9 protein-coding genes and 2 pseudogenes are annotated in these 13,390 nt (G+C 59.2%); 4 read left to right on the top strand and 7 right to left on the bottom strand.

Going from position 1 to position 13,390, the window contains the following annotated elements:
* Nucleotides 1–11: 11 nt before the first annotated feature.
* The 5 genes from nifB to ACIPUD_RS37870 all read right to left on the bottom strand — a co-directional run bounded on the left by nifB (nucleotide 12) and on the right by ACIPUD_RS37870 (nucleotide 4,512).
* Nucleotides 12–1,565 (bottom strand): nitrogenase cofactor biosynthesis protein NifB, encoded by a 1,554-nt coding sequence (gene nifB, locus ACIPUD_RS37890; protein ID WP_446482755.1) that lies wholly within the window; start codon nucleotides 1,563–1,565, stop codon nucleotides 12–14.
* A gap of 860 nt (nucleotides 1,566–2,425) precedes the next feature.
* The gene (gene nifT / locus ACIPUD_RS37885; RefSeq protein ID WP_377791389.1) at nucleotides 2,426–2,650 is read right to left on the bottom strand and encodes a putative nitrogen fixation protein NifT; all 225 of its coding nucleotides are present in this window, start codon (nucleotides 2,648–2,650) and stop codon (nucleotides 2,426–2,428) included.
* Complete coding sequence (nifS, locus tag ACIPUD_RS37880; RefSeq protein ID WP_446482769.1) at nucleotides 2,647–3,840, bottom strand: cysteine desulfurase NifS; 1,194 nt, start codon at nucleotides 3,838–3,840, stop codon at nucleotides 2,647–2,649. Before nifS ends, nifT begins: the two co-directional genes overlap by 4 nt.
* Before the next feature lie 18 nt (nucleotides 3,841–3,858).
* Nucleotides 3,859–4,152 (bottom strand): NifU family protein, encoded by a 294-nt coding sequence (locus tag ACIPUD_RS37875; RefSeq protein WP_446482754.1) that lies wholly within the window; start codon nucleotides 4,150–4,152, stop codon nucleotides 3,859–3,861.
* Nucleotides 4,153–4,191: 39 nt separating this feature from the next.
* A complete protein-coding gene (locus ACIPUD_RS37870) occupies nucleotides 4,192–4,512 on the bottom strand; it encodes an iron-sulfur cluster assembly accessory protein (protein ID WP_446482753.1) in 321 nt (106 codons plus the stop codon).
* 324 nt (nucleotides 4,513–4,836) lie between these two features.
* On the opposite strand from ACIPUD_RS37870, the gene ACIPUD_RS37865 reads away from it, so the two are divergent.
* The 4 genes and pseudogenes from ACIPUD_RS37865 (at nucleotide 4,837) to ACIPUD_RS37850 (ending at nucleotide 9,956) form a co-directional block, all read left to right on the top strand.
* The gene (locus ACIPUD_RS37865; RefSeq protein ID WP_377791392.1) at nucleotides 4,837–5,427 is read left to right on the top strand and encodes a hypothetical protein; all 591 of its coding nucleotides are present in this window, start codon (nucleotides 4,837–4,839) and stop codon (nucleotides 5,425–5,427) included.
* Nucleotides 5,428–5,932: 505 nt separating this feature from the next.
* Nucleotides 5,933–6,287: pseudogene (locus ACIPUD_RS37860) on the top strand (transposase); the annotation flags it as partial.
* A 775-nt stretch (nucleotides 6,288–7,062) separates the two neighbouring features.
* Nucleotides 7,063–8,217: a redoxin family protein gene (locus tag ACIPUD_RS37855; RefSeq protein ID WP_446482752.1), complete on the top strand. Its 1,155-nt coding sequence runs from the start codon at nucleotides 7,063–7,065 to the stop codon at nucleotides 8,215–8,217.
* Between the two features lie 710 nt (nucleotides 8,218–8,927).
* Nucleotides 8,928–9,956: an aspartate-semialdehyde dehydrogenase gene (locus ACIPUD_RS37850; RefSeq protein ID WP_446482751.1), complete on the top strand. Its 1,029-nt coding sequence runs from the start codon at nucleotides 8,928–8,930 to the stop codon at nucleotides 9,954–9,956.
* A gap of 279 nt (nucleotides 9,957–10,235) precedes the next feature.
* On the opposite strand, the pseudogene ACIPUD_RS37845 reads toward ACIPUD_RS37850, so the two are convergent.
* Nucleotides 10,236–12,317: pseudogene (locus tag ACIPUD_RS37845) on the bottom strand (prolyl oligopeptidase family serine peptidase).
* Between the two features lie 606 nt (nucleotides 12,318–12,923).
* Nucleotides 12,924–13,390 (bottom strand): M16 family metallopeptidase (locus ACIPUD_RS37840; RefSeq protein WP_446482750.1); only part of this gene is annotated, 467 nt, incomplete at its 5' end.

Below are 13,390 nucleotides of genomic sequence, written 5' to 3'. Positions count from 1 at the left end.
TGAACCCATCCTCAGGCGGCGGAAGTCAGCGCGTTGGAGCAGGCCGCCGCATCGACCCTTTCAACGTGATTGATCTTCCCCTCATTGACTTTATCGAGATAGAGTTTGAACCAGGCGGTGAGCGAGCCATCGATGAACTCGTAGGCGTACCGACCGACCGGTTCTATGCCGGCCTTGATCAATTCGGCCTTCGGGCAGCCGCCGATCTTTGACACGAATATGGCGTGGCAATCCTTGATGGCGCCGATGGCGATTTCGAGCTTGCTGTCCTCGCCATGACCACCTTGGCAATAGGAATGGATTGCTCGATGGCCAACGTATTTCGCGCCTGAAGTCGAGAGCTCGTAGACCTGGAACTCCTTGGCATGACCGAAGTGCTGGTTGATCAATCCCGAGCCCTTGGTTGCAACCGCCACCAGCACCTTGATTTTGCTGGACGCGCTGGCGAGCCGCGCAAGCGCCTCCTGCTTGGCCACAAGGTTCGCGGTGCGCGCCTTCTCAACCTTAGCCTGATACTCCTTCCGGGCCTGCTCGTCGTATTTGATGTCCATCGCCATGATTTTTTCCATGGTGAACTCCGCGCCACGGTCCTCCCCGAGCAGTCCGACGGCGTCGGCCCGGCACTGGCGACAGTGACGCATCATGTTCATCTCGCTTTCGCAGCTATCCTGCAATGCTGTCACTTCCTGTGCAGTCGGGCCGCGTTGCCCCCTGAGGCCGAAGACGGTCCCATGCTCCGGCGACGATATCAGCGGCATCACGTTATGCAGGAAGGCGCCGCGCGACTTCACGGCTTTGTTAACCTCGACCAGATGCTGATCGTTAATCCCGGGGATCATCACCGAGTTGACCTTGCACAGGACGCCGCGCGCGGTGAGCATCTCCAGCCCTTGGAGCTGTCGATTGCTGAGTATTCTTGCAGCTTCAATGCCGGTGCAGCGCTTGTGGCCGTAAAAGATCCACGGATGGATCTTTGCACCAATTTCGGGATCGATCATGTTGATCGTGATCGTCACGTGGTCGACATTGAGTCTCGCGATTGTGTCGACATGATCGGGTAGCGCAAGGCCGTTCGTCGAGAGGCACAGCTTGAGATCTGGCGCGAGTCTATTGACGAGCTCGAATGTCCTGAATGTCTTGTCCGGGTTCGCGAGCGGATCGCCAGGACCGGCAACGCCGACCACGCTCATCTGAGGGATCGCGGAAGCGACCGCCAGCACCTTCTTGGCGGCCTGCATCGGCGTCAACTTTTCACTGACAATGCCAGGACGCGATTCGTTGGCGCAATCGTACTTACGATTGCAGTAATTGCATTGGATATTGCAGGCGGGTGCGACGGCGACATGCATGCGGGCATAATGGTGGTGCGCCTCCTCGCTGTAACACGGATGGTTCTTCACCTTTTCCCAGATCTCAATTGGCAGATTGGCGATGCCAGCCTGAGATCCGCAGTTTGCCTTACCGCTGCCACCGATCGTACCGCAGCCCTTGTGCGTCGCCATGACTTGCAAGGTCTCGCTGATCTCGCCGCCGCAGGATACCTGGTGTTGCGCTGAAGTACTCATCGTTCCAATTCTCTTCGCAAGCCGAACCCTTTCGGCAAGCATCCCCAGAGTCTTTCTGGGAAGCCAAGAGCAACTGGCGTGCCATTCCTGCAGAATGAATTTAACAGTTCGCTTTCAAGCACTTAGCTAAGCGCTGGTCGATTGTTAGCTTTACCAATTCATGTTGGAAAGCTGACAGGGATTGCGATCACAACAGCGCTGACACCATTGTTTTGAGGCCCGGCAGGCTGCTCAGCTATGGCTTCGGCAAGCGGCAAGCGGGTGGCGTCGTTTGAAAGTTGATCTTCCGTCAGAATGTGACGCCTAGGCAAAGCACAATCCGCAAAAGACGTTCCGGGCGCTTTGAAGGACAGGTTGATAAGGCGAGCCTAGAAGCAGAGAAAGCAGTCCTGTGACTGACCTATGCCATGGAAGATCACGCGGACCCCCGGCGTGATGTTCCGGAAGGGCATTGTCAACCAGGTGAAGAGAAACGCCCGCTTGCCAGGGTCAGCGATCATCACGAAGGTTGATACTTCTGAGCCTGCGATCTGGGCCGGCGCGCGACTCAAGCATCAAAGCTGAACCTTATCGAGTCCAGCCATTGGCCCGACGCTGTTAAGACGCGCGGAATGCAACGAGCGGCCTGGCGGTCGCCGAAAAGGGGGAGGTCGCGAAGGCCTCCCCATTAACGCCATTGCGCTGGCCGGATGCCTCGATGCTGCGCCCCGGCCAAGATACTGCCTTTGGCCCGCGCGGCAGCACGATCTTGGTTCCGAACAAGGCTGCATGGGCTGTCGCGTTGACCGGTACGCGCGCACCGCGCCCGCCAAGACTTCCCTGGACATCCCAGTTTGACGACGTCCGTAGACACGGAGCGTTCATTTTTCGGTTGCTTCGCCGCCGCGCTTCTTGGCGTTTATGGTGATTGGTAGGGTGGTGTCGCTCGCCATCTCCGGTAGGTCGAGCACCCAGCCGTTTGCGATTTTAATCCAACCACCCCACAGCGTCTCGTGCTCCCAATCGACGATCGGTTCCTCAAGATCTTTCTTGGGTACATAAATCGAAAGGCCTGTCTCGGGCGAACGACGAATCATAACCTTCATAGGGGCTCTGCAGGTTGCGAACTCTCGCCCGCACGCTCCTGACACGCGCGCCACAAGGCTCTCTGTTTGGAAATAATGTGCGCCAGGACTTGCAGCACACGACCGATCTCATCCGGCGCCGTCTCTCGCGAGAGCGAGAAGCGCACCGCACCGCGCAAAAAGGTCGGTGGTACTCTCATCGCGCGCAGGACATGAGACGGCTCCATCGAGCCGCACGCGCAGGCTGAACCGAGTGAGGTGGCAATTCCGTCACGATTCAGGTGGTGGACGATGGCCTCCGCTTCGAGACGCTCGAAGGCCATGTTAGAGGTATTTGGCAGGCGGTTTTTGATATCACCAAGCACGATGCAACCGCCGAGCGCGAGAATGCCACGTTCCAGCCGGTCGCGAAGCGCGCAAATCTGGATCTGATCTTGTATGAGGTGTGCCGCCGCGAGTTCCGCCGCCTTGCCGAGCCCAACAATGCCTGGGACGTTTTCGGTGCCAGCGCGGCGACGCCGCTCTTGCGCGCCGCCGAAGATCAGCGGCCGGAACTTAATGTCATTGCGCACGTACAGCGCGCCAATGCCCTTCGGACCATGCAGCTTGTGGCCGGAGAGCGACAGCATATCGATATCCGTCGTCTTCAGGTCAATTGGAATGCGCCCGACGGCCTGGACTGCATCGGTGTGAAAGAGCGCGCCGACTGAGCGCGCCATCTTGGCGAGGGACTTCACCGGAAAGATCGTACCGGTCTCATTATTGGCCCACATGATCGAGGCGATTGACGTACGCTCCGACAAGGCGTTGCCATAACTCTCGATGTCCAATCGACCGCTTGCATCGACCGGAATGACGTGGATCTTGATTCCTCGTCGGCCCAGCTCCTGGGCAACAGACAGCACGGCCGAATGCTCAACGGCCGTTGTGACGATCTCGTCGCGTCCTTCCTGCACGGCGAGCGCGGACAGGATCGCAGTGTTGTCAGATTCCGTCGCGCCGGAGGTGAAAACGATCTCGTGATCGAATGCCGCGCCAATGAGAGCCTGCACATTTCGGCGCGCCTGCGTCAATGCGGGCGCAACCTCAATGCCAAATGCATGCCCGGAGGACGCATTGCCGAATTGCCCAGAGAAGAACGGCAGCATCGCGGCAACCACCAAGGGATGTGCAGGGGTCGTGGCGTTATTGTCGAGGTAAATCGGCCGCACGGAGAGTTCGCTCTGCACTTAATGCCTCACTTTCGCAGCTCCGGGGAGCGGGATCAGGCGGACAAACTCGCCGAGCCGCTCGATCAGGCGCGCCTGAATGGTCGCGAGCGTCGTGCCCGCAAGCTTGCATACCATGCAAGCGCCAGCGAGCCTGACCATGATCTTATTGCCGTCTATTGCGACGAGCTCACAATCTCCCCCATCACGCCTGAGGCTTGGCCGACTCTCATCGAGCACGGCGCGGACAATCCGCTCGCGATCGGCAGGCTCGATAGTCGAACACTGCTTCGTCCGTTCAGCCTTCAGGCCCATGTTCGATGCTCCTTCCATTGCCAATGGTCCCAAGGCGACTCAGCTGAATGATTTGCCGCAGGAACAGCTCGATTTGGCATTTGGGTTATCGAAGCGGAACCCTGATCCTTCGAGGGACACCACGAAATCGATTGTGGTGCCGTTGAGATGCTCCCGGCTTGCGTTGTCGACGAACACTTTTATCCCGCCTTGCTCGAACACTGTCTCATCGGAGCTCGGCTCATGAGCAAGACCCATTTTATATGTGAATCCCTGGCAGCCGCCGCTTTCGATCATGATCCGCAAACCGCTAGTCGGCTGCGCAGTCGAGGAGATTGCGGCCTTCAGTGCCTTGATGGCGCTATCCGTCAGGTGGATCATCTCTGGCTCGCTCTCGCTTCTGTCGCAAGGCACAAATCGCAAATCCCATGCCAGTCGAAATGCAGCTGGGATCAGCTTGTTCTGCGGGACCCAGCATTCGATTTGCGACTTGTCGGATTCGCGACAGGCGGGTTTCCAGCATCGCGACGTGATCCAGCCGAGACCTCGTGATGCTGCCAGCACGTAACCATGCACATCGCGCCCAAACGCCGCTTACGCTCTACGTCGCGGCAGACACAGGGGGACGGCAAACAACTTGCATGAAGGTCGCGGACACGTCGCATTGGGCGACGCGTGCACACCACACTTGATGAGGAGCCTTCCATGACCTCGATCGACAACACCGCTCTTGGCCCGCTGGACAAGGAGGGGCGGTTGCTGAATGCGGTGCTTAAGAGCGAAACAACGAAGTCGGGGCGATTTGGATTTCGAGGCGACATCGCGCTGAAGTTCCAAGCCCAGCTTGCCGACGAAAAGCGACCGCCGGACTATTCCATCGAACAAGTTCTTGCAATCGCGCAGGAAGGTGAACCGACCATCCCAGTGCTTGCCGGATATCTGCATTCCTTCGCGTATCTACCCGAGGCCGCGAAGGTGCTGGATGGCGGGCTGAGCCCCAACGGCAGCTATTTCATGTTCTGCAACAACATTGATCTGCTCGCGAAGTACCGCACCAAGATAGGTGACATCACCTTCCGCATTCTGCCTTGCGACGAATCCACTGTGTGGAAAGAAATGATGGACCTCGCCGGCGTCGATAAGAATGACATCAAGAAGCTCGGTACGGCCGGTAGGCTCGATTACTTGCTCGACGCGGCCAAGGACATCGGCGGATCATACAAGGAGATCTCATACGAGGACGGGCTGACTAAAATGGAACCGGTAAAGAACAGAAGCGAAAACCGCCCCGTCTGAGAAAGCGCCTCAAGACCCTCTCTCGCCAGCTCTACGAGTCTGCCGCAAAGAGAGTCACTGCAGCGGCATCGCGTGGGACTGGCTTTGACAAACCCTCGTGATGCACTTCTCGGTCTACGTTTTGGGGATCACGCGGCCACTCTGCTAGAGCGTTAGCCCACCTGACTGAATCGTTGGGGATTCACAAATCAGCGTTTTCGGTGATTCAAGCTACCCGCCGGGACGGGACGCTGGCGGGCATGGCGAAGCCGCTGTCGATGGACCTTCGTGAACGAGTGCTTGGCACCCTTGCGGGCGGCGTCTCCGGCCGGCATGCTGCCGAGCGGTTTGGAGTAAGCGCGGCGAGCGTCAGCCGGTGGCGGATACGCCAGCGGGAGCAAGGGGATGCCCAGCCAAGGGCTCAGGGCGGCGATCGCAAGTCCCATCGGATCGATGCCCATCAGACGAGGATTATGGCCTTGCTCAAGGCAACCCCTGACATCACCATCGAGGAATTGCGTGACAGCCTATCAACCGTGATGCCTTCGAGACTTACGTGTGGAAAAGGTGCTCATCCCCGAACTTCCGCAAGACGCGATTGTCATCATGGACAACCTCTCCAGCCATAAAGGGCCGCGCATACGCCAGATGATCGAAGCCGCCGGCGCAACGCTCCTCTATCTTCCGCCCTACAGCCCCGACCTCAACCCGATCGAGAACGCATTCGCCAAGCTCAAAGCAAATTTGCGAAAGGCCGCCGAAGTACGGTCAATGGTCTCTGGGAAGCTATTGGTCGCATCGTCGACACCTACACGCCCGCAGAATCCACAAACTACTTCGAGGCCGCAGGGTACTTGCAACCTGATCGGCTAACGCTCTAGCGGTCATTTCAGAGGGCTGATCCACGGTGGTGGATCGTCTTTGGCGTTGCGCTCGAGGCCTTTGCCGGCCTGGCGGCGCTCAGATGTCGCGCGAGGAGCGATCACTATGCTGATGTTAAAGGAACGACCGCCCGGCGATCCGGACGCTCCGCGGCTGGCCGATCTCCGTGCCGCAGAAAGCCGGCGCCATCCGCGAATTCGGGAACATTCCTCCAAGAGGCAATACGCAGTTCAATCCTGATTGCCGCGCCGCAGTGATTACACGATTGACGCGAGCCCCTGATACCAGACGCAATTTCTCCGCAGGGGATGGCGGCCGACGCGGCCTCGCACCATTGAGCCACGTCCCGGGATGTCGCCAAATTTCATTGCGAATGATACCGGCCGCAAACCGCTTCGCAAGCGGTGCATACCTAATACCCTTACGAACAGGCTCTTTTGTGCGTCTTCTACTGTAGCGATGCCATGCAGTGCGGCGACAGCATCAAGGCGAATACTGCTGTGTGGCGCGTATTCCTCCAATGCAGCCGCAAGCGAGCCGACGGCGCGGCTCACGGATGCACATTCGCATGACAATGTTTTGGTGGGACGAAGAACGCGATGCGCGCCCGTGACGCTGACACAAAGCATGTCAGGTTACATACCGGGGACCCTATTGGGCGTATGATGTTTTCAACGATTTTTCATGTGCTTAGTGCGCGCGGAGAGCCTGGCACGATGATTGCTAACTCAATGCAGCGACAAGGTCGCGCAACAACTAACTTTGGAGACAATCATGGTGCTGTGCATGGCGTCCCCGGCTCCTTCGCTCAAAGTCGAGAACTGGCTGCGTGGCGAGCCCCTCACGAACTTCCGGCCAGGGAAAGTGCACATCGTCGAATTTTGGGCAAGTTGGTGCGGCCCATGTGTGGGGGCGATGCCCCATCTCATAGAGCTGCAAGCAAAATACAAAGACGAAGGTCTTGAGATCGTCGGAGTCGCAGCTACGGAACAAGCACCAACGGCGGATGAGGCTCGCACCAAGTTGGACGCATGGTTGACTGAAAAGTTCTCAAATCTGAACTATCGAATCGGGTTCGACAGTACAGGCGAAATGAACAAGCTTTGGATGGATGCCAGCTCTTCTCTTGGGGTTCCGACATCGTTCGTCGTCGACCGTGACGGCCACATTGCCTTTATCGGTCATCCGATCCAACTGGACGACGTCTTGCCGAAAATTATCAATGGCACTTGGCGCGGCAGCTATCAAGCTAAAGCCGCTGATGCGAAACGAATTGCAAAAAACGAACGCATAGCTCGCGAACTCTCAATCCTTCGGACAGTTCGACCGGCGATGGAAGCAAAGGATTGGCAGACAGCGCTCTCAGCGATCGAAGAAGGCATTGCCGCGATGCCGGACAATCTCCACTTGCGGGAGATTCATGCGGATCTGTTGCTTCACAAAATGCACGACACGGCGACCGGGTTCCAGGTCTTACGCCAACTGGTTCGAGATGCGATTGATAAACAGTCAGAGGCTGTGCGTTGGCTGATTGCCGTGATGACGCAAATCTTTGATCCGGAGAACGATAGGGCCCACCTTCCGCGTGCGGAACGCTTTGCGCTCGGCGGCGATGTGTCGGAACATATCCTCAATTCTGTGCACGCCAGCGACGGCCTCACCGTTTCTTCTTATAGGATGGTCGCTCAGTACTATTACGAGAGTGGTGACGAGCAACGCGCGATCGAGCTGATCGAGCGGGCAATGACATTGCTAGACGATCCGAAAGCAATGCCGAACGAAATGAGGGAAGGTGCGAAAAAGTATCATATGCCGCAGTTGTTGCAAAGCTTGGCCAACTACAGGGGTGAGAAGGTTTGCAGCGGGTCTTGTTCGATTTCGCAGGAAGCGTCTCCTGGACCCAAAGTACAGCCCCAGGAGGAGACATGAAGAGAGATGTTAATCGAAGATGCACAATCGAGGATAAGTAAGCGCATTCGAAGCGCTCGCGACCAGCAGAACGTCTAGGATCATTTAGGCGATTGCGAACGCAAGTCACAAGGAACGCCTAGCCCACAACAAGCGATGCGACGCTCTACGGCCCGTCTTTGCTGGGTGTGTCGCGTTACTGCTTGTATTCAAGGGATGCCGCTGGCCGTTTTACATGCTCGATTTTGTAGCTCGAGACTTCAATCGGTTATTCACATCGCGCATTACTCACGCAGTTATGTTCGCCTTGCAGTACTAACGGTCCCCTTCTTCAATGCAAGCAGGCGTGGTATTCGATCTGCCCGTCTTCTTACGGTTGCGCAACTGCATATGCTGATCCAGTGCACTATTGGGCTACGATAGACCGAAACAGAACTTCTTGTTCCTGAAATGGAGGTGGGGTTCAGATAGTACTGAAGGCGACTTGAGAATGTCCGTTCTCGAATGCTTCAAACCATTGATCCGTGGCTCTTTAGCATCAATTGTTGCGACAACGATACCGCATAAGTCGCCGTCATGTTCACGATCACCAAACGCACGACTAAAACCACCACGGCCTTCGGGGCCCAGGGAGGCGTGCGCGTGTAGTCGTCGACTAGAACGCAATCCACTCTACCGAAGCCCCGCCCTCGTTGGCCCGGGGCTTTTTTGTTGTCTGAATTCTCAAATCAATGGAGGACAAAGTGAGTAACGATCCCGTCGTCGCGATTGTCGGCGTCACCGGTGCGGTGGGCGCCGAATTCATCGCCACCATGGACAAGCGCGGCTTTCGCGTCGGCAAGCTCAAGGCACTGGCCAGCGCCCGCTCGGCGGGCAAGACGGTGTCGTTCCGCGGGCAAGACGTCGTCATCGAGGAGCTGACCGAACGCGCCTTCGAAGGCGTCGACATCGCCCTGTTCTCCGCCGGCGGCAGCATCTCCAAGAAGTACGCGCCGATCGCGGTCAAGGCGGGTGCCGTCGTCGTCGACAACTCCTCCGCCTTCCGCATGGACCCGAACGTGCCGCTAGTCATCCCGGAGATCAATGCGAACCGCATCCGCGACCACAAGGGCATCATCGCCAACCCGAACTGCGCCGCCATCACGGCGCTGGTGCCACTGTGGCCGATCCATCAGAGCAACCGCATCAAGCGCGTGATCATCTCGACCTACCAGGCGGCCTCCGGCGCCGGCGCTGCCGCGATGGACGAGCTGGTCGAGTCCACCCGCGCCAACCTCAACGGGCAGGTTTATACGCCGAAGGTGATGCCGCATCCCTACGCCTTCAACCTCTTCAACCACAACACCGCGATTGCCCCTGACACCGGCTACAACGACGAAGAGACCAAGGTCATCAACGAAACCCGCAAGATCTTCGAGGACGACAAGATCGCGATCGGCGTCACCTGCGTGCGCGTGCCGGTGCTGCGGGCTCATTGCGAGGCCATCACCTTCGAATGCGAGAAGCCGATCAGCGAGGATCAGGTCCGTGCCATCATGGCGCGAGCGCCCGGCGTCAAGGTCGTTGACGACCGTGCCAAGAACTACTTCCCGATGCCGATCGACGCCTCGGGCCAGGACGACGTCCTGGTCGGCCGCATCCGCAAGGACCTCAGTGACCCCTCCGGGCATTCGATCTCGATGTTCGTGGCGGCGGACCAGCTGCTCAAGGGCGCTGCGCTCAACGCGGTGCAGATTGCAGAGCTGTTGCCGGCCCCGTAATCAGGCGCACGCCGAGCCGACAGGTCTACGCTTAGATGGACGCAACCGCCTCGGGCAGCGTCGTGAACCTCAATCCTTAGAGCGGGCCGCGAACGATACGACGCGCACAGCGGCAACAGTCATCCGTGAGGCAAGGTGAGGCCATAGAGTTGGTGAAGAGAAACGGAACTCCACCATGCGTTGGTTTAAGCGCGCAGGATCTCGAATCGGTCGTGCGGGAGTTGAGGACGTCGGTCAGTTTGCCCCCTGGTCGATATCGCACGTCATTGAGAAATTGCGTTAGCTCGCTGACGCCTCCCCGTTCTGCCAGCCAATCTTGCTCTTCAGAAATTCAAAGCCAAGCACATCGAAGCCGGCGCGCTCCTTGTTGTCCTCGCCATACCCGTGTCCGCCGCCGCCGGCTCGTAGAAATAAGCTTCATAGCCCATGACCTGGAGCTTTGCCGCCATCTTGCGCGCGTGCCCGGGACGGACGCGATCGTCGCGCCGCGTGGTCGCGATCAGGATTGGCGGATAGGGCTGGCCGCGCTTTGCGTTGTGATAGGCGGAATAAGTCTTCAGCCACTCCCGACTGCGCAGGCTTATCGGGGTCGCCATATTCCGCGATCCAGCTCGCGCCAGCGAGCAGCTTGCTGTAGCGGCGCATGTCGATCAGTGGGATGGTGCAGAACAGCGCGCCGACGCGTTCCGGGTATCGTCTCAGCATGTTGGTGATGAGGATGCCGCCGTTCGATCCGCCTTGCGCCCCGATGCGCTTCGGCTTGGTTACGCCGCGGCGAACAAGATCGGCGGCCACGGCGGCAAAATCATCGTGTGACAGTTTTTTGCCGGCGAGCCGGCCAGCATCGTGCCAGCGCGTGCCGAATTCGCCGCCGCCGCGCAAATTGGCCTGCACCGTTGTGCCGCCGCGCTCCAGCCACGGCTTGCCGAGCGACGAATTGTAGCAAGGGCTTCACCGAGAGCCCGAAGCCGCCATAGGCGGTCATGTAGACCGGCGCATCACCTGTCTCCCCAGTGGGACCGGTCTGCACATAAGGAATGCGCGCGCCATCGATCGAGATCGCTCCGTGCTGAGTGACCAGGAGCCCCTCGGACGTGAATGTCTTCGGCGCCGGCCTCAGCACCGTCGGGCTCGCGATGCCTCGCTCGAGCAGCATCAGGGACGGGGGCGTCAGCGGATCCTGGGCATTGGCGAGCGGGTCGCCATTGCTCTCGGACTCATGGGAATCGAAGCGCCTGACCTCGATGACGCCGATCCCGGGAAGTTCGCTCAGCGTCTCGCGACTCCAGGCCGCCGCTGACGGCGTGCAGATCTCGAACATTGGCCGCAACTCGTCGAGAAGGGAGAGAAGGAGCTTGCCGTCGGGCCTAGAAGAAACCCTGCAAAGCGCGGCGCGGGTCTGGTGCGAGCACCACCGCAAATTGCGGTCGCCGGCGAGGAAGGCCGATAGCGAGATGCCAAGCACGGTGTCCGGCGCGTGCGTCACGCCGCCGATCGTCCAGGCCGAGCGCAGCTTGATCACGAACCAGTCGCGGCGAATCTGCAGCCAGATGTCGGAGGGAAGATCGAGCTTGACGGTTGCCCCATCTTCGGTGCCGAGCCAGACGTCGAAGTTGAAGAAGTCCAGCCGGTCGATGAACCAGACCCGTGGGGTCTCAGCGGTGAAGTCGACGTGGCAATAGGCGCTCATGCGATGGGGCGTCGTTTCGAACACCACGCGTGCGCATTCGATCGGCTCGCCGCGTCGCCACGGCCGCACCGTCCGCGCATAGCCCGAACTTGTCACCATGCCCTCGCCAAAGGCGCTGGACAACAGCACGGTATCGGCTTGACCCAGGCTGCGCCGCCCTTGGCTTCCCCCACTACCAACCCGTTGGGCATAAAGCTTTTGGTGTTGCGGTCGAACTCGCGCAAGCTCACGGTGTCGCTGCCGCCGCGCGCCAGGCCCAGGATCACCTGCGCCGCGCCCGGCCGCGAGCTCGACCAGTTCAGGAGCCAGTCTGCGTCCTCCCGGCGGGTGAGCTCGTCGATGTCGAGCAGGGTTTCCCGGGCAGGCTCGCCTTTGCGAAACTCGTCCATCGTGGTCCGCCGCCACAGCCCGCGCGGATTGCCGGCATCCTTCCAGAGATTGGAGAGCAGGCCGCCGCACCGGCTGACATAGGGGATGTTGTCCGGCCGGTCGTAGATCGCCGCGAGCGTGTCACGATCGGGTTCGAAAGCAGGTCCACCGAATTTGTCCAGCGTCAGCCGGTTCTGCCGTTCGACGAATTCGAGCGCACGCTCGCCTTCGATCTGTTCCAACCATAGATAGGGATCATCATCTGGAATCGAGGCCGTTGGCCTTTCAATCCGCGACTTCAACGATACACCTTTCTTGACCACGATTCACTCCAAGTTTGGCGCTGACGCGCACTTTCGATAGGGTTCAAGGCTTCGCATTACGAACGTTGCATCACGACTTCTACGTCTACAACCCGACGCCGCGCGAGCTTCGAGGCTCTCGACTGAATGTTGCGCCGCAGTCGCGGCGATTGGTGTTAAGACTTGCGCAACTGGAATGCAGCGGGCGAGCTGCCAGAGGTTCGAAAGGTGCTAACCAAACGCCCGCCTTCAATAGGGGTTCGAGCTCTCGCCACGGAAGGCCTTTCCATCGCGCGGCTTGCCGGGCAACAAAAGCTTCATCAGATCCAATTCGCCGTCACTCACAAACGCCTAATCTCTCACTCCAGCAGTCTCCGCGGGAAGTGACATGCTCTTCGCGAGCAAACCGACTCCGGCGACGCTAGGGCCCAGATGGAGAATGATGTGGGCTTCTCGCAGCGCCGGACCACCTCGCCCTTAAACGGAACTTTTGGTCTGGGGCCGCCGCTTGTTCTGAGCGGCCCGAGACATAGGTGACACTTGATACTGAGCACAGGAGTTTCACTGTCCGCTTTCGCGGCTCCGCCGCCCGAACTCATTGAAAAGTTAATTGGGGGCCCCCGGCTTCGAGGCCGGTGGGGCGGTCGTCGACTCGGCTGCTGCCGGTGGAGAGCGGCCGATGATGACAGTGAGCAAGCCCTGGCTCCACAGGCGCTTGGCGGCCGCTTTGGCGTCGTCCAGGGTCACCGCATCGACGACGGCGTTGCGCTTCTCGATGTAGTCGATCGGCAGCTTGTCCTGCTGATATTGCAGCAAAGCCTGCGCAAGCTTCGAGGAGGTGTCGAGCGCCAGCATCTGCGAGCCCTTGAGGTAGGACTTGGCCTCGTCGAGCTCCTTCTGCGTCGGGCCTTCCTCGGCGATCCGGCGCACTTCCTTGTCGATGGCGTCGATGGTGTCGCCGGCACGGTCGGCGCGGGTGCCGGTATTGCCGATGAAAACCGCCGAATGCTCCATCCAAAGCAGCGATTCGAACACCGAATAGGCGAGCCCGCGCTTCTCGCGCACCTCGCGAT

Source organism: Bradyrhizobium sp. CAR08 (assembly GCF_052871955.1).
This window is presented reverse-complemented; position numbering and strand designations above follow the sequence as displayed.